We start from the raw sequence: 16,421 nt of genomic DNA on the forward strand, positions 1-16,421 counted from the left end.
CTGCAACTGGCGCGGGCCGAAGCGGTGTCGCTGAGTCATGCGCCTGAAGGCTTGATCCGCGTGGACGCACCGGCGGCTTTCGGCAGGCGGCATTTGGCGCCTGCCATCGCTGACTTTCTCAATGTCTATCCGGGACTGGACGTGCACCTGCACTTGATCGACAGCTTTGTCGACATGCAGGGCGAGCATTTGGGCAAGGTCGACCTGGTGCTGCGGGCCGGGCATATCGTCGACACCCGGCTGATTGCCACGCCACTGGCCAGCATCGTGCGCATCGCTTGCGCAAGCCCGGCCTACCTGAAAAGCCGTGGCACGCCGACCCATCCCAGCCAGTTAAGCGAGCATGACGGCCTGGATTGGGAAGGCCTGGCACCGATGTTCGCCTGGCGTTTTGAGCTCGATGGGCGCAAATCCACCTACCGCCCGCAGCGCATTCGCATGAGCGCCAATAACGCCGAAGCCCTGCTTTCAGGCGCGCTGGCCGGACTGGGTGTTGCCCACCTGCCCACCTGGCTCGCCAGTGAATACCTGGTGCGCGGTGAACTGGTCCCGCTGTTCTGCGAGAACGGCCTGCCGACGCCTGAAACCGCGGGCATCTATGCGCTACGCCTGGAGCAACACGCCAACGCCCGCAGCCGCTTGTTGCTGGAATACCTCAAGGCGCGCTTCAGCCCTGTGCCGCCCTGGGACCTGGCACTGCAAAGCGGCCTGGGTTGACCGGCCGGACAGAATTGTCTGGCGCGTTAAAGATTTGCCCGCTAGATTCGAAACCAGACACGTTTTAAGGCACTGCCATGACCAAGCCCCTCGATACCTGCGAATCCTTGTTGCTCGACAACCAGCTGTGTTTTGCCCTGCATTCCACCTCGTTGTTGATGACCAAGGTCTACAAACCGCTGCTGCAAGCCCTTGGCCTGACCTATCCGCAGTACCTGGCCATGATGGTGCTGTGGGAAGAGGATGGCTTGACCGTAGGCGAAATCAGCAATCGCCTGCTGACGGATCCCGGCTCCCTGACGCCGCTGCTCAAGCGCCTGGAAGCCGAAGGCCTGCTCAGCCGCACCCGCAGCCGCGAAGACGAGCGCGTGGTGGTGGTTGAATTGACCGAGGCCGGGCGCGCCCTGCGGGACAAAGCCATGGATATTCCACAGTGCATCCTGGGCGCCAGCGGGCTGGACATCGAGCAGTTGCGCAAGCTGCAGGGCGATTTACTGGCACTGCGAAAAAACCTGCAAGTCTCCCTCTAAAGGCACCACGCATCAAAAAATGTGGGAGCGGGCTTGCTCGCGAATGCGGTGGATCAGTCAATGCATCTAGTGACTGTCACACCGCATTCGCGAGCAAGCCCGCTCCCACATTTGTTTGTGCAATGCCTGGCTATCAAAGCGCGCAAAATATTTTCCAAATATATCTTGCGCACTAACTATTAGCGCGATACATTCACCTCGCCACTTACTTAGCGCGCAAACATTTAGCGCAAACACTGACGAGGAAATCACCATGCAAGCTCTCTACACCGCAGTAGCCACCGCCACCGGCGGCCGTGATGGTCGTGCTGTTTCCAGCGACAACATCCTCGATGTAAAACTCTCCACGCCAAAAGAACTGGGCGGCGCGGGTGGCCAGGCCACCAACCCGGAACAACTGTTCGCCGCCGGTTACTCCGCCTGCTTCATCGGTGCCCTGAAATTCGTCGCCAGCCAGACCAAACGCAAAATCCCGGATGACGCTTCGATCACTGCCCACGTCGGCATCGGTCAAATCCCCGGCGGTTTCGGCCTGGACATCGACCTGCACGTCAGCTTGCCCGGCCTGGCCCAGGACGACGCGCAAAGCCTGGTCGACGCTGCGCACCAGGTCTGCCCTTACTCCAACGCCACCCGTGGCAACGTCGATGTACGCCTGCACGTAACCGTCTGACCCACGCGGTTTTTTGGAGAAGAACATGAACACATTTGGCAAAGTACTCACCGGCACCCTGCTCGCCTTCTCGATCACCAATGCCTTTGCGGCCGGCGGTGACGTGGAGCACAACACCCAGGCGTTTCTCGATGTACTGAACGCCGGCACCGGCAAACCGATGGAGCAACTGACGCCCAGGGAAGCCCGTGCGGTGCTGACAGGTGCACAGTCAGGCGTGAAACTGACGCTGCCCAAGGCCGACGTGAGCCAGAAGACCATTCAGGTCGATGGCCAGCCGCTGAGCCTGACCATCGTGCGTCCGGCCGGGGTCAAGGGCACATTGCCGGTGTTCATGTTCTTCCACGGCGGTGGCTGGGTACTCGGGGATTTCCCGACCCACGAGCGCCTGGTGCGTGACCTGGTGGTGGGGTCGGGAGCGGCGGCGGTGTTCGTCAACTACACGCCATCACCTGAAGCGCACTACCCTGTGGCGATCAACCAGGCGTACGGGGCAACCAAGTGGGTGGCCGAACACGGCAGCGAGATCAACGTCGATGGCAAACGCCTGGCCGTCGCCGGCAACAGCGTCGGCGGCAACATGGCAGCGGTGGTCAGCCTGATGGCCAAGGACAAGGGCACACCGTCAATCAAGTTCCAATTGCTGTTGTGGCCGGTGACCGACGCCAACTTCGACACCGCGTCCTACAACCAGTTTGCCGAAGGCCACTTCCTGACCCGCAACATGATGAAGTGGTTCTGGGACAACTACACCACCGACACCAACCAGCGCGCCGAGATCTATGCGTCGCCCCTGCGGGCAAGCACCGCGCAGCTCAAGGGTTTGCCACCTGCGTTGATTCAGACCGCAGGCTCGGACGTGCTGCGTGACGAAGGCGAAGCCTATGCCCGCAAGCTGGATGAAGCCGGTGTACCGGTGACCGCCGTGCGCTACAACGGCATGATCCATGACTACGGTTTGCTGAATGTCGTCAGCCAGGTACCGGAGGTTCGTTCGGCGCTGCTGCAGGCGTCCGAGGAACTGAAGCAACACCTGAAGTAAAAACCGGCACCCACAAAAAAGCCCGACGCATGGTCGGGCTTTTTTTATCGTACCGGTGGCGCAGGAATTACTTCTTGGCGCGACCTTTGTACGAACCACCTTCACGGGTGTCGATCTCGATCAGGTCGTCGATTTCGATGAAATCGGCTACTTGCAGTTCGGTACCGTTAGCCAGCTTGGCAGGCTTCATCACCTTGCCCGAAGTGTCGCCGCGAGCGGAACCTTCGGTGTAGGCAACCTTACGCACGATAGTGGTCGGCAGCTCTACGGAAACCAGACGGTCTTCGAAGAAGATAGCTTCGCAGACGTCTTCCATGCCTTCTTCCACGAACGGCAGAACGGCTTCGATGTCTTCAGCGTTCAGCTCGTACATGGTGTAGTCGGTGGTGTCCATGAACGTGTAGGTGTCGCCGCTGATGAAGGACAGGGTCGCTTCTTTGCGGTCGAGGATCACGTCGTCCAGTTTGTCATCGGCGCTGTAGACGATCTCGGTCTTGTAACCGGTCAGCAGGTTCTTCAGCTTGGTCTTCATGATTGCGCTGTTACGACCAGACTTGGTGAACTCAGCTTTCTGAACCAGCCAAGGGTCGTTTTCGAGACGGATCACTGTACCGGGTTTCAGTTCTTTACCAGTTTTCATTGCGAATATCCGAAATTTGGATGGGATTTACAAAAATCAAGGTCGCGTATCATATCCAATTTACATAAAACTGTACCAGCGCCGTCGCAAGATCGGTCCGCGAGCCTTGTTCCAGAGCCCATTTCTCGGCGTTCGCGGTCACTTCCGGCCAGTGTTCCAGCAGCATTTTCCAGCAAAGTGCCATATCGCCATCAGCGTTCCAGGCCTGCCAAAGGCCGACCAACGCGACTTTCGCAGCCGGAGACAGACCTTCGGTATACAGCTCAAGGAACGCATCGAGCTTGTCCAGGTGAATGTCTTCGTCCTGGCGATAGATATGCCACAACAGTGGCCGCCCGGCCCATTGCGCCCGCACGAACGAGTCTTCGCCGCGCACGGCGTTGAAGTCGCAGCACCACAACAGCCGGTCGTATTGCTCCTGGCGCACAAACGGCAGCACTTGCACGGTCAACCCGTCGCGCCGGTGCACATCACCTACTTCCAATGACTCGACCCCCAGCCAGCCCTGCACATCTCCGAGGATCCGCCCTTCCGGCACCAGCAGATGAGTGGCGCGCCCATCGGCCGCCAGCACGTCGAGCCAACTGGCCAGCCCGGCGTTTTCATAGGCGAACAACGACATCATCCGCGCACCGTCCACCGGGAAAACCCCAAGCGCCTGCAGAAACTGCTGCCGGGCGGCGGCGTCTTGCTGGAAGGCATCGCGCTGTTCCAGCAGCCCCGCCTCACGCAATAAGCCGCCGGTGCCGGGACGGAATCCGGGAAAGAAGAAGTACTTTTGCACGCCCTTGAATTTCACCGAGGGCAAACCGTGGCAGCCGACCACCCAGTCTTCGGCGCTCAGGTAATCCAGGTTCATCCACAGCGGCGTGCGGTCGCGTGCGGCCATCGCCTCCATGTAGCCAGGCGGCAATTGACAGGCGAACGCAGCGATCACCACGTCTGCCGCGTCGGTCGCCGGCCAGTCGGAGGGCCAGTAGCGCACGTCGACGCCCTCTTGCCATTGCTGGTGCACCTGCACATCAATCTCGGGGCACATGCGTTCGAACGCCCGCAGGTCATCGACCCACAAGCGCACCGCACACCCTTGTTCCGCCACCAATTGCCGGGCCAGGCGCCAGGTCACGCCGATGTCGCCGTAGTTATCGACGACGCTGCAAAAAATATCCCAGCGGGCTTTCATTCCGGGCTCCAACGCTCAAAGGCTCGATTGTCCGTATAAATGCCTCGATACAGAAGGGTTGATCGCGATTATTCTGCGCGCGGCTGTGGGACAATCGGCGCCATGCCGCACGTGCCTGCCAGGAGGCCACCATGTCTGATCGTTCGTTCTCGCTGTTCAAGCTCAGTATCGCCGTGGCCTTCGGCCTGTGGCTGGGGTTTATCGCCATTGTGCTAAGCGTGTGGCTGGCCTCCCGCTACCTGCCCGAGCAAACCGTGGCGCCGGTGGCCCGAGTGGTGCAGCAACTGGGCAAGCCGGAGGTGGTTGCACCGGAGCCACCGAACCGGATGTTCGAGCAGTACCAGGAGAACCTGCGCAAGCAGGAGCAACAGCAAACCCTGGACCAGGCCCGCAACAACCCGCGCAACCTGTCCAACCCCAAATGCCAGTTCTGGCTGCAACAGGACCAGAACGCCCCCAACGACAAGAGCCGGGCCAACGTCCTGCAATTTTGCGATTGATCACGAAAGCCGCCCATGAATAAACACGCCGTTCACCAGTTGGTTTTGGACAAACTCGCGGTCGATCTCGATATCGCCCAGCGCGCCGCGCAAACCGCGTACGAAACCGCGACCCACGAAGAAAACATCGCCGAGAACAAGTACGACACCCTGGGCCTGGAGGCTTCTTACCTGGCAGCCGGCCAGGCCCGACGCGTCGAGGAGATCCGGCAGGCGCTGACGCTCTGCCAGAACATGCAACTGCGGGCCTACGATGACCAGCGCGGCATCGAAGTGGGCGCATTACTGGGGTTGGCAGATGAAAACGATCGCCAGCAGTGGCTATTCCTGGCGCCGGACGGCGCAGGCTTGAAGGTCGATGTGGTGGGGCAACCGGTGACCGTCATCACCCCACGCTCGCCCCTGGGCAAAAGCCTGTTGGGCAAGTTCGAAGGGGATGAGGTGGAGATTCTGGTGGGGGGCGCTCGGCAACAGTTTGCTGTTACCGAGGTGAAGTGAGCCGATCAGTGAACCGGTAGTTCAACGCCGTCGAACAGCTCTTCCAGTTCCTGCTTGTTGTGGCACTGGATGGCCTTGGCCATCACTTCGCGCGTCAGGTGCGGCGCGAACTTTTCGATGAAGTCGCACATGAAACCACGCAGGAAGGTGCCACGACGGAAACCGATCTTGGTCACGCTGGACTCGAACAGCTCGCTGGCATCGAGCACCACCAGGTCGTTGTCGAGCTTGGTGTCGACCGCCATCTTGGCGACGATACCGACACCCAGGCCCAGGCGCACATAAGTCTTGATGACGTCGGCGTCAGCCGCGGTGAACACCACTTTCGGCGTCAGGCCGCGATGGCTGAAGGCTTCGTCGAGTTTCGAACGGCCGGTGAAACCGAACACATAAGTCACGATCGGGTATTCAGCCAGGGCTTCCAGGGTCAGCTTCGGCAGCTTGGCCAATGGGTGGCCTTGTGGGACCACGACGCAACGGTTCCAGCGGTAGCACGGCATCATCACCAGGTCGCCGAACAATTCCAGCGCTTCGGTGGCAATCGCGAAATCGACGGTGCCGTCGGCGGCCATCTCGGCGATCTGCATCGGCGAGCCCTGGTGCATGTGCAAGGCCACGTCCGGGTACTGCTTGATAAAGCTGCTGATCACCGGCGGCAGCGCATAACGCGCCTGGGTGTGGGTGGTGGCGATCGACAGGGTGCCCTTTTTCTCGTTGGAGAATTCCTGGGCGATCTGCTTGATGCTTTCGACCTTGCGCAGGATCTCGCCGGCGGTGGTGATGATGCGCTCACCGGCCGGGGTGACACGGGTCAGGTGCTTGCCGCTGCGTGCGAACACTTCAACGCCCAACTCATCTTCGAGCAGGCGGATCTGCTTGCTGATACCGGGTTGCGAGGTGTAAAGGCTTTGAGCAGTAGCGGAAACGTTGAGGTCGTGGTGCGCCACTTCCCAGATGTAGCGCAGTTGTTGAAGCTTCATATGTGTCCCTCAAAGCGGATAGACGCCACGGGTATCAGCGACGGTATATAACTATATTAAAGGTTAGACGGATAAATCTAGAACTTTTTATCGTTTTCTACCAATCACACGTCGTCACTGCGTCGACGCTGCAACAGCGGCACCAGATACACCGGCACCTGGGACAGCTGCAGCACCCGTGCGGCGGTTCTCCCCAGAGGTGTTGCCACCCCGACCGCCTGGCTGTGACTACCTACGATCAACAAATCCACAGAGAGTTTCTGCGACTGGTCGAGAATCACTTCACAAGGATCACCCTGGATCACCCGCACCGAACGGATCAACTTGAGGTCCTGCTCCCCGTCCCCCAGCTCCTCGCGAAAACTGTCGAGCACCCGTTGTTCGATGGTCGCCATCACCGTCGTCAGGCCCTGGCTTTGCCATTCACTCAAGGCCTTCTCATCAAGGTAGCTCTGCAACACCGATTCGGCGAACAGCCCGATGGGCTCGACCACGTGAATCACATACAGATCAGCCTTGAACGTTCGCGCCAGCGCCAGGGCATGTTGCATCACATAGGGGGCATACAGACCGAGGTCAGTGGCGTACAGCATCGAACGAATCATAGAACCTCCTGGGCAGCCAGGATGGCGGGGATTGATTCAGCTTAGCAGCGCCTTTGGCAGTGCTCAGCCCTCGGTCTGAATTTTCAACTCGTTACTGATGCCATGGGGTACGTGGCCGGTAGCCACGAACTCCCGGGCCTTCTCGCAATGCCCTTCCTGGTCATCGAAAAACACATCGGCGGCGAAGGCTTCGAGGAACGCCGACTTCTCCAGGCCACCAAGAAACAGCGACTCGTCGAGACGGATATCCCACTCGCGCAGCGTGCGAATCACCCGCTCGTGGGAAGGCGCCGAACGGGCAGTCACCAGCGCAGTGCGGATGGGGCAGGACTCGTCGGGGAACTCGCGCTGCAACAGGTTGAGTGCCGCCAGGAAGCCCTTGAATGGGCCGCCGCGCAACGGCTCGCGGGCGGATTCGCGCTCGCTGGCCTGGAAGGCTTCAAGGCCGCCCGACTGATAAACGCGCTCGGACTCGTCGGAAAACAGCACCGCGTCGCCATCGAAGGCGATCCGCAATTCAGCACTGGAGGCCCGACCTGCGCCGCCCGACAGAATCGTCGCTGCGGCAAACCCGGCATCCAGGGCGCTGCGCACATCCTCGGCATGGGTGGACAGAAACAGGTGGCAGCCAAACGCCGCCAGATAAGGATAAGGGCTGCGCCCGCCGACAAACGCCGCGCGGGAGATGTCGAGCCCGTAATGCTGGATCGAATTGAATACACGCAAGCCGGTGTCGGCACTGTTGCGCGACACCAGCACCACCTCGACCCGGGCGCGGCCGAGGCTGGCGTTGAGGCTCAGGAGTTTCTTCACCAGCGGGAAGGCGTCACCGGGCTCGAGGGTTTCTTCCTCGTGGTCGATCTGGTACTTGCGGTACGCCTCGACGCCTTGGGCCAGGTAGACCTTGTGGCTCTCGCTCAGGTCGAACAGCGCTCGCGAGGAAATCGCCAGCACCAGTTTGTCGCCCAATCCCTTCGCCATGGTGTTCCCCCCAATCAGCGGTTATGCCGATCCATAAAACTCAAGGCCTGATACAGCGCCTGCATGCGTGGCAATTCACAACCCGCCGCGTTGGCCGCGGCCAAGGGGCGCGCGTAGATCGCCGCCAGTTCCAGCGGGCGCTTGTGCACGTAATCGTGATACATGCTGGGCAAGTAGTCATCCATGCTCTCGGTCATGGTGAACATCTGCCCGGCGTAACTGGCGGGAATCTCATGCCCGCAGGCGTGGGCGCCCTGCACCACTTCGGCCATCAGCGCCTGGATCAGTTCGCGGCTGGACTCATCCGCCATCATCGCCGTGGTGCCCGTGCCGAACAATACCGAGAGGCCGTTGTAAGGCACGTTCCACACCAGTTTATGCCAGCGCGCCTGGTGCACATTGGCCATGGCCTGGGAATCGATACCGGCCTGGTGAAACAGCGCGGCGCCTTCTTCGACGATGGCTTGCCGACCGCTGTCATCGTTGGCCGCGGGGCCACTGTGGTAACCCAGGTTGACCCGGCCCAGCGCCTGATGCTCGACGATCCCGGGACCGGAACGGTGCACGCCGATGTAGCACAAGCCACCCAGCAGGTGCAGCGACGGCGGCAGGTGTTCACGCAGGCTGTCCTCTACGTCGAGGCCATTTTGCAACAGGATTATCCTGGCGTCCGGGGCGGCAACCTGAGCGATGGTCGGGGCCAGCTCGACATTCCCGGTCGATTTGGTGCCCACCAGCAGCCAGTCGCACGGCGGCATGTCGGCGGCGCGGGCATAAGCCTGTACCGGGTGAAGGTGCACGGTTCCGTGGATCGTGCTGTTGAGTTGCAGGCCGCGCTCGCTGACCGCCGCGTACTCGCTGCGCAGCAGGAAATGCACATCGAAGCCGGCGCGCGCGAGCATCACACCGTAGTAGCCACCAATGGCCCCGGTGCCGATGATCCCGATCCGTGGCGACTGTTTTGTTACTTCGGTCATGGCAACTCCTCTGGTATTCGTTTGAGCGCCTGCTGCACACCTTGAGTCAGGTCGCTGGCGGTCAGACGCGTCAGTGACGCTAATATTCCATGGAATTTCCCGTCGCACACCACAAACAACGCCGGCAGATGAAAGATCTCGTAGCGCTCCACTGCCCCGCCATTGTGACCCGCATCCACCCAGCACACCCGGTCCACCGGCAAGTCCCAACCCGGCAGTTGCTGGTGCAGGAAGCGGCAACGCGAGCAGCCGTCACCGGTAAACACCACCAGGGACGTGCCGCGAAGCCCCAATAATTGCTGGTCGATATCCAGGTCGGTAAGTTGCAGTTCTTTCACTATACTGCTGCCACCGCCGTCAACTGGACGGTGCTCGGAGTCCGTGTGCATGGGTCGTTTCTTTCCTCACCCTGATGATGTCGCTGTCGAAATAACCCAACGCCCCATTTCCGGCATTTCCCGCCAACGGCTGCACACTATCGGCCTGGGCGGCGTCGCATGCAATTGCCCGCGCGCCTGGCGCCAGGGCGCGGCCATCGAGTTGCACATCCCCTCACTGGGCCAGACGGCCCGCTATCCGGGCTATGTGGCATGGTGCCGCAAGGCCGAAAACGGCTACCGCGTCGACATTGCCTTTACCGATGAGCAGGCCTTGTTCGGTGCGCGAATGGGTGAGCAAGTGTGCCAGATCGAACGGTACTGCCGCCTCCACGAAGGCGTCGAGCCCACACTCGGGCAGAGCGAAGCGCTGGCCCGGGAATGGGTCACGCGCCATGCCGGCGAGTTCTCCCATGAGGCTTTTGTGCTGCCAGCGCTGGATTAAAGCGGACGTTGCCCATTGTCTCGCAGCCTTGTAACGCGCTAAGGTTCCGCTCCCCGCTGCACTTAAATCATGCTGTGCTCCGCCGCACGGGGATCGCTGGCGGCCGGCACCCGTGACCCTGACGAGTAACACGATGGCTGATTTACCGATCAACGACCTTAACGTCGAATCCAACGAGACCCTGATCACGCCCGATCAGCTCAAGCGCGAAATCCCCCTGAGCGACGCTGCCCTGCAGACCGTCACCAAGGGCCGCGAAGTCATCCGTGAGATTCTCGACGGCACCGACCACCGCCTGTTCGTGGTCATCGGGCCGTGCTCGATCCATGACCTCAAGGCTGCCCACGAATACGCCGAGCGCCTGAAGGTGCTGGCGGCGGAAGTGTCCGACACCTTGTACCTGGTGATGCGTGTCTATTTCGAGAAGCCGCGTACCACCGTCGGCTGGAAAGGCTTGATCAACGACCCGTACCTGGACGACTCGTTCAAGATCCAGGACGGCCTGCACATCGGTCGTCAATTGCTGCTGGACCTGGCGGAAATGGGCCTGCCGACGGCAACCGAAGCCCTGGACCCGATTTCCCCGCAGTACCTGCAAGACCTGATCAGCTGGTCGGCAATTGGTGCACGCACCACCGAATCCCAGACTCACCGCGAAATGGCTTCCGGCCTGTCCTCGGCCGTGGGTTTCAAGAACGGTACCGATGGCGGCCTGACCGTGGCGATCAACGCCCTGCAGTCGGTCTCCAGCCCGCACCGCTTCCTGGGCATCAACCAGGAAGGTGGCGTGTCCATCGTCACCACCAAGGGCAACGCCTACGGTCACGTGGTACTGCGTGGCGGCAATGGCAAGCCCAACTATGATTCGGTCAGCGTGGCCCTGTGCGAACAGGCGCTGAACAAGGCGAAGATCAAGCCGAACATCATGGTCGATTGCAGCCACGCCAACTCCAACAAGGACCCGGCCCTGCAACCGCTGGTGATGGAGAACGTGGCCAACCAGATTCTGGAAGGCAACCAGTCGATCATCGGCCTGATGGTCGAAAGCCACCTGAACTGGGGCTGCCAGGCGATTCCAAAGGACCTGGCCGACCTGCAATACGGCGTGTCGATCACCGATGCGTGCATCGACTGGTCTGCCACCGAGACCACCTTGCGCAGCATGCACGCCAAGCTCAAGGACGTGTTGCCCAAGCGCCAGCGCGGCTGAGCACAGACTGCGGACACAAAAACGCCGGGCTAAACCCGGCGTTTTTTTTGATCGTTCCCCCGCCCTGCGTGGGAATGCATCCTGGGATGCTCTGCGTACCGCCCTACTCAATGCTCAAAGCTTCGCGGCATGGCGCTGGTGGCGCTCCATGTAGCGCTCAACGTAGGAGCAGGACGGGATCACCGTATAACCTGCCTCTTCGGCGAACTTCAACGCTTCCTCGGTCAGCGCGGCAGCAATGCCACGGCCGCGCAATGCGTTGGGCACGAAGGTGCGATAGATATCCAGGGTCTGCTTCCCGAGATCCATATAGGTCAGATAGGCACGATGACCGTCCACATTGGTCTCGAACTGATGACCAGCCTGGTCATGGTGGATGGACAACGCCTCGCTCATCACTACTCCTCGCGGGTCTTGGTTTCTGACCCCTACCTTACCGATGTTTTTCCGGCGAAGGAACATCTACGCCACCCGGTGCCGGTTTCGACAACGAGAAAAGCGGCCAGTGCCTTGCACTAGCGCTCACAACCAGCACAGGGAAATAGTAGGCGCCAATCGCACAATTGCTCAAGACGCGCTCGTCTTCCGTTGCGCTGGCGGACATAGAAAGGGCCAATCGAGATTCCTTACGTCGATGGCCTGAACATTGCCGGCAGTTGAAGCTTGAGACGAACACGCGCTCTTAAAGTCACCTCAACATGCACAAAAGATACCGAATGGCGAAAAGACAATCTGAACAATAGTGTCAGGGACGATATATAAAATGACTTATGTTTACATGGCTTAACACATGCCAGCCGGCCCTTTCAGGCTGGATCCAATCCTCGGCCGAGTGCAAAAATCTGCATATTTTTTATACAGACTCTCGAAAGATTAGCCAAAATAGATTGGACGCGAGAATTTTTTTTGCTTCTTGCGCTACGTCAGTTTACTTACTACAAGTAATGGGTAGTATGTACGCCGGCTATTAGCTCACTCTGAGAAAGTAGCCATTTAATAGAAAGTCCTTGAAGGGGAACACGATGAACAACGTTCTGAAATTCTCTGCTCTGGCTCTGGCCGCAGTTCTGGCTACCGGTTGCAGCAGCGTCTCCAAAGAAACCGAAGCTCGTCTGACTGCAACTGAAGACGCAGCAGCACGCTCCCAGGCTCGTGCAGACGAAGCCTACCGTAAAGCTGATGAAGCTCTGGCTGCTGCTCAAAAAGCACAACAGACTGCTGACGAAGCTAACGAGCGCGCTCTGCGCATGCTTGAAAAAGCAAGCCGCAAGTAATAATCCTCCGGGGTTGTTATCAAGCCGATCCATTCTTGGATCGGCTTTTTTTTGCCTGTGATTTGGCTGGATTCCAGACAATAAAAAACCCGTCACCGCGCGAGGCGATAACGGGTTATGGATCGTGCAGGCTTACTGCTGCAGATCGACCGGCGTACTCGACACCATCGGCGCCCCGCCCGGCACACCGATTTCCGTCGGGATACCGTCTTCGGCCGCAACCACGTCACGCACCTGGTCCCAGTTGACCCGCAGGTTGCTGGACAGGTCTTCACGCTTGAGCAAGGCGTTGATGACGGCGGTGTGCTTGTCGACGACCGATGGGGTGCCATCGTCGTTCAGCGGCGTATGGGCTTCCAGGTAGACCTTGCCCCCGGCCGCGCCGAACTTGTAGGCGTCATTGATAATCCGCACCGACGTGCCCACCGGCACCATGTCGGCCATTTCCAGCACGTTGTTGTTGAACATGCGGAAGCAACCGTGGCTGGTACGGGTACCGATGCCGAACTTCATGTTGGAACCGTGGATCAGGTAGCCCGGCGTGCCGAGGGTGAACTTGAACGGCCCCAGCGGGTTGTCCGGGCCGGCCGGCACGACGTTGGGCAACGGGTCGCCATTGGCGGCGTGTTCTGCCTTGATCGAGGCTGGCGGGGTCCAGGTCGGGTTCGGGATCTTGCCCGTGATGGTGGTGTGGGCCACTGGCGAGCCCCAGCCTTCACGGCCAATCCCCAACGGGAACGTGTACACCACGTTCTGGCCCTTGGGGTAGTAGTAGAGCCGGTACTCCGCCAGGTTGATCACGATGCCTTCACGCGGGCCGGGCGGCAGGATGAAGCGCGTCGGCAACACGATCTCGGTACCCGCTCCCGGCAGCCAGGCATCCACGCCCGGGTTGGCCGCGACCATCTCCGAATAACCCAGGTCGTAGGTGGTGCCGAGGTCCGCGAAGGTATCTTCGTACTTGGCCTTGATCACCTGGACCTGGCCAACGATATCTTCACCCGGTGGCGGCAAAGGCAACTGCAAGGCTGCAGCAGGACCGGCCGCGCAGAGCGCAGCGAGAGACAGGCAGCAGGTGACGGCGGAAAGGCGCGACAACATCCGGGAATTCCTTCGCAGATCGACGGGTAGTAGAAAATGGATTGTACACGGCTGCCCGGCGGGCACCCATATTCAAAGCTCGAAGCGCAGCTCTGGCCAGATCGGCGGTGTGCCGCGTTTTTGCGACTCGAGGATCGCCCGGCACAGGGGGCACAAACGCTGGTCCTGGAAGATCGAGCGATCCACCGATGACCAGCGCGGCTGGGCAGGCAACAACGTGCCGCAGAGGGTGCGGTCGATGGACCCGCCCAACTCCAATTGACGCGTCACCAGATGCACCCGGACTTCCTGGCAGGCGAACAGATCCAACTGTTCGTCAGGCTCGATCAGTTGGTAGGCAAACAGTGACCAGGCAGGACGCGACATCGGGGGCTCCAAATCGGGGGGGCGCCACCTTAGCCGAAAGACCGCTGCTAGAAAAGCGTCATAGCAGTGGTTTTAGCGTTGGCCAGACATTTTCCAGCAACTTGCCCTGCGCGCCAACCGCCGGGTGCAATTGGTCAGCCTGCATCAGGTCCGGATGACCACCGACGCCTTCAAGGAAAAACGGCACCAGCGGGACGCTTTTTTCCTTGGCCAGGGCCGGGTAGACATTAGCAAACGCGGTGGTGTATTTCGGCCCGTAATTAGGCGGCAACTGCATGCCCAGCAGCAGCACCTTGGCACCGCTGGCCTTGGACTGGTCAATCATCGATGCAAGATTTTGTTTCAATTGCTCGGGTGGCTGCCCACGCAGGCCGTCATTGCCGCCCAGCTCAATGATCACCAGGTCCGGCTTATGCTCTGCAAGCGCCGCCGGCAGCCGCGCCCGGCCTCCGGCACTGGTGTCGCCGCTGATAGAGGCGTTGACCACTTTATCGTCGAAACCTTCGCTCTTGAGCCGTTGTCCCAACAACGCTACCCACCCTTTGCTGGTATCCAGCCCGAAACCGGCACTGATACTATCGCCAACGATCAGGACTGTACCCGCCGCTGCGTTCTGGGCCATGCACATCAAGGCCAGGCCAGCACTCAAAAACCACATTCGCATTGGATTCTCCATGGGCGCAAGCATTCTCACCGCGCGAAACCTTAGCAAAGTGGTTCCCAGCGCGGAAGGTGAACTGACTATCCTGCACGAACTGAGCCTGGAACTGAACAAGGGCGATAGCCTGGCTATCGTCGGCGCCTCCGGTTCCGGCAAATCCACCCTCCTCGGCCTGCTGGCCGGCCTCGACCTGCCCAGCAGTGGCGAAGTCACCCTCGCCGGCCAGGCCCTGAGTACCCTCGACGAAGACCAGCGTGCACGCATCCGCGCCGAGCACGTGGGATTTGTGTTCCAGTCCTTCCAGTTGCTCGACAGCCTCAACGCGCTGGAAAACGTGATGCTGCCCCTGGAGCTGGACGGTCGCAAGGACGCCCGCGAGCGCGCCAAACACCTGCTGGAGCGTGTCGGCCTGGGCCAGCGTCTCACCCACTCGCCGCGCCAACTTTCGGGGGGTGAGCAGCAACGGGTAGCGATTGCCCGGGCGTTTGCTGCCGAACCGGACGTGCTGTTTGCCGACGAACCCACCGGCAACCTCGACAGCACCACCGCCCAGGAGATCATGGACCTGTTGCTGGCGCTCAACCGCGAGCAGCAGGTGACGCTGATCATCGTCACCCACGACCCGCACATTGCCGAACGCCTGAATCGCAAGATCCTGGTGCGCAATGGCGTGGTGCAAGAGGCCGGGCGCCTATGAGCCTGCGGGTCGAACAAAGCCTGAGCCAATTGCTGCACGAGGCGTTTGTCAGCCTGCGCACCCTGGGCAAGCGCTCGATCCTGGCCTTGCTGGGCATCGTCATCGGCAGTTCCTCGGTGGTGGCGCTGATCAATATCGGGCACAACGCCGCCGAAGACGCGGCGATGATTTTCAAGGACATGGGCACCGACACCCTGGTGGCGCAATTCCCGCCCAGGGGTGCCAGCACTGCGCAAATGCCCGCCAGCCTGGACCTGGAAGCCGTGCGCCGCAGCGTTCCCGGCATTGCCCATATCGGTGCGGTCTCGCTGTTCAGCGGGCCAGTGGTGTTCCATGGCCGTACCTGGAACGCAAGCCTCGTCGGCAGTACGCCGGACCTCAAGGATGCCATGCGCCTGTCGGTGCGCGACGGGCGCTTCCTGTCGAGTTTCGATGCTGGGGAAACCTATGCGGTCGTCGGTGACCAGGTCGTCCAGGCCTTGAGCGTGCCCGGCGACCCGCTGCAACTGGGCGACCGGGTACGTATCAACGATTACCTGTTCCTGATCGTGGGCATTCTGCACAGCCAGCCCCGGGCAATGCTGATTCCCGTACAGGCCAACGAATCGCTGTTCGTCCCCGCCCCGGGCATGCGCCGGATCTACGCCAGCCCGCAAATCGGCAACGTGATCATCCGTGCCACCCCCGGCCAGGATATGGAACGCCTCGCCCAGGACTCAGCCGTGGCACTGCGAGCCCAGCTCACCGACCACGATGTCGACATTCAGGTGCCCCAGCAAATGATCGATGGCATGACCCGCCAAAGCCGGACCTTCGCCTACCTGCTGCTGGCCCTGGGCGCGATCTCCCTGGTGGGCGGCGGCGTCGGCGTGATGAACGTGATGCTGATGAACGTCTCGGAGCGGCGCCGGGAAATCGGGATTCGCATGGCCCTCGGGGCGCGCCAGCGCGACATTCGCAACCT

General features: G+C 60.7%; 22 protein-coding genes. 11 read left to right on the forward strand and 11 right to left on the reverse strand.

All coding sequences use genetic code 11. The features are described 5' to 3' along the window. From HX846_RS23645 to HX846_RS23660, 4 genes are all read left to right on the forward strand, one after another. Positions 1-717: substrate binding domain-containing protein (locus HX846_RS23645; protein WP_178966196.1), on the forward strand; the 717-nt coding region annotated here is incomplete at its 5' end. A 77-nt stretch (positions 718-794) separates the two neighbouring features. Continuing rightward, entirely contained in the window at positions 795-1,247 is a 453-nt protein-coding gene (locus HX846_RS23650) for a MarR family winged helix-turn-helix transcriptional regulator (protein ID WP_003218693.1), read from the forward strand. Positions 1,248-1,500: 253 nt separating this feature from the next. Next, positions 1,501-1,920, forward strand: a complete 420-nt coding sequence (locus tag HX846_RS23655) for an organic hydroperoxide resistance protein (RefSeq protein ID WP_003218695.1) — start codon at positions 1,501-1,503, stop codon at positions 1,918-1,920. A 25-nt stretch (positions 1,921-1,945) separates the two neighbouring features. After that, positions 1,946-2,962: an alpha/beta hydrolase gene (locus HX846_RS23660; RefSeq protein WP_177117298.1), complete on the forward strand. Its 1,017-nt coding sequence runs from the start codon at positions 1,946-1,948 to the stop codon at positions 2,960-2,962. A gap of 67 nt (positions 2,963-3,029) precedes the next feature. On the opposite strand, the gene HX846_RS23665 is transcribed toward HX846_RS23660, so the two are convergent. Both HX846_RS23665 and earP read right to left on the reverse strand, forming a co-directional pair. Further along, positions 3,030-3,602, reverse strand: coding sequence for an elongation factor P (locus HX846_RS23665; protein ID WP_003218698.1), 573 nt, complete (start codon positions 3,600-3,602; stop codon positions 3,030-3,032). Positions 3,603-3,651: 49 nt separating this feature from the next. After that, positions 3,652-4,785 (reverse strand): elongation factor P maturation arginine rhamnosyltransferase EarP, encoded by a 1,134-nt coding sequence (gene earP / locus HX846_RS23670; RefSeq protein ID WP_178966197.1) that lies wholly within the window; start codon positions 4,783-4,785, stop codon positions 3,652-3,654. Between the two features lie 131 nt (positions 4,786-4,916). On the opposite strand from earP, the gene HX846_RS23675 reads away from it, so the two are divergent. Both HX846_RS23675 and HX846_RS23680 read left to right on the forward strand, forming a co-directional pair. Then, positions 4,917-5,285 carry a hypothetical protein gene (locus tag HX846_RS23675; RefSeq protein ID WP_003218702.1) on the forward strand — a complete coding sequence of 123 codons (369 nt, stop codon included), beginning with the start codon at positions 4,917-4,919 and terminating at the stop codon, positions 5,283-5,285. A gap of 15 nt (positions 5,286-5,300) precedes the next feature. Then, positions 5,301-5,783 (forward strand): GreA/GreB family elongation factor, encoded by a 483-nt coding sequence (locus HX846_RS23680; protein ID WP_003218705.1) that lies wholly within the window; start codon positions 5,301-5,303, stop codon positions 5,781-5,783. A 5-nt stretch (positions 5,784-5,788) separates the two neighbouring features. Here HX846_RS23680 and cysB read toward each other — a convergent pair whose 3' ends face one another. The 5 genes from cysB to HX846_RS23705 all read right to left on the reverse strand — a co-directional run bounded on the left by cysB (position 5,789) and on the right by HX846_RS23705 (position 9,715). Further along, entirely contained in the window at positions 5,789-6,763 is a 975-nt protein-coding gene (cysB, locus tag HX846_RS23685) for an HTH-type transcriptional regulator CysB (protein ID WP_003218707.1), read from the reverse strand. 104 nt (positions 6,764-6,867) lie between these two features. Continuing rightward, on the reverse strand, positions 6,868-7,368 hold the full coding sequence (locus HX846_RS23690; protein WP_003218709.1) for a universal stress protein: 501 nt from the start codon (positions 7,366-7,368) through the stop codon (positions 6,868-6,870). A 63-nt stretch (positions 7,369-7,431) separates the two neighbouring features. Continuing rightward, on the reverse strand, positions 7,432-8,349 hold the full coding sequence (locus HX846_RS23695; protein ID WP_003218711.1) for a 5'-nucleotidase: 918 nt from the start codon (positions 8,347-8,349) through the stop codon (positions 7,432-7,434). Positions 8,350-8,363: 14 nt separating this feature from the next. Continuing rightward, positions 8,364-9,326, reverse strand: a complete 963-nt coding sequence (locus HX846_RS23700) for a putative 2-dehydropantoate 2-reductase (RefSeq protein ID WP_008437763.1) — start codon at positions 9,324-9,326, stop codon at positions 8,364-8,366. Next, a complete protein-coding gene (locus tag HX846_RS23705; RefSeq protein WP_177068727.1) occupies positions 9,323-9,715 on the reverse strand; it encodes a thioredoxin in 393 nt (130 codons plus the stop codon). The genes HX846_RS23700 and HX846_RS23705 overlap by 4 nt, the downstream gene beginning before the upstream one ends. Between HX846_RS23705 and HX846_RS23710 the strand changes: the two genes are divergently transcribed. After that, complete coding sequence (locus HX846_RS23710) at positions 9,714-10,148, forward strand: PilZ domain-containing protein (protein WP_087693654.1); 435 nt, start codon at positions 9,714-9,716, stop codon at positions 10,146-10,148. The two genes, HX846_RS23705 and HX846_RS23710, sit on opposite strands and share 2 nt — an antisense overlap. A gap of 133 nt (positions 10,149-10,281) precedes the next feature. After that, complete coding sequence (locus HX846_RS23715) at positions 10,282-11,358, forward strand: 3-deoxy-7-phosphoheptulonate synthase (RefSeq protein WP_003218719.1); 1,077 nt, start codon at positions 10,282-10,284, stop codon at positions 11,356-11,358. A 114-nt stretch (positions 11,359-11,472) separates the two neighbouring features. Here the strand turns inward: HX846_RS23715 and HX846_RS23720 are convergent, their stop codons facing one another. Then, complete coding sequence (locus HX846_RS23720; protein ID WP_003189869.1) at positions 11,473-11,754, reverse strand: GNAT family N-acetyltransferase; 282 nt, start codon at positions 11,752-11,754, stop codon at positions 11,473-11,475. A 626-nt stretch (positions 11,755-12,380) separates the two neighbouring features. Between HX846_RS23720 and oprI the strand changes: the two genes are divergently transcribed. After that, a complete protein-coding gene (oprI, locus tag HX846_RS23725; RefSeq protein WP_003172710.1) occupies positions 12,381-12,632 on the forward strand; it encodes an outer membrane lipoprotei OprI in 252 nt (83 codons plus the stop codon). Between the two features lie 132 nt (positions 12,633-12,764). Here the strand turns inward: oprI and HX846_RS23730 are convergent, their stop codons facing one another. From HX846_RS23730 to HX846_RS23740, 3 genes are all read right to left on the reverse strand, one after another. Beyond that, positions 12,765-13,733: a L,D-transpeptidase family protein gene (locus tag HX846_RS23730; RefSeq protein WP_017477366.1), complete on the reverse strand. Its 969-nt coding sequence runs from the start codon at positions 13,731-13,733 to the stop codon at positions 12,765-12,767. Between the two features lie 72 nt (positions 13,734-13,805). Then, positions 13,806-14,099, reverse strand: a complete 294-nt coding sequence (locus HX846_RS23735; protein ID WP_003218723.1) for a hypothetical protein — start codon at positions 14,097-14,099, stop codon at positions 13,806-13,808. Between the two features lie 58 nt (positions 14,100-14,157). Beyond that, on the reverse strand, positions 14,158-14,763 hold the full coding sequence (locus HX846_RS23740) for an arylesterase (protein ID WP_178966198.1): 606 nt from the start codon (positions 14,761-14,763) through the stop codon (positions 14,158-14,160). Between the two features lie 10 nt (positions 14,764-14,773). On the opposite strand from HX846_RS23740, the gene HX846_RS23745 reads away from it, so the two are divergent. After that, positions 14,774-15,457, forward strand: coding sequence for an ABC transporter ATP-binding protein (locus HX846_RS23745; protein WP_178966199.1), 684 nt, complete (start codon positions 14,774-14,776; stop codon positions 15,455-15,457). Further along, a partial coding sequence (locus HX846_RS23750; RefSeq protein ID WP_178966200.1) for an ABC transporter permease occupies positions 15,454-16,421 on the forward strand: 968 nt, incomplete at its 3' end. The genes HX846_RS23745 and HX846_RS23750, both read left to right, overlap by 4 nt.

The organism is Pseudomonas sp. K5002, assembly GCF_013386655.1.
Classification (GTDB): Bacteria; Pseudomonadota; Gammaproteobacteria; order Pseudomonadales; family Pseudomonadaceae; genus Aquipseudomonas.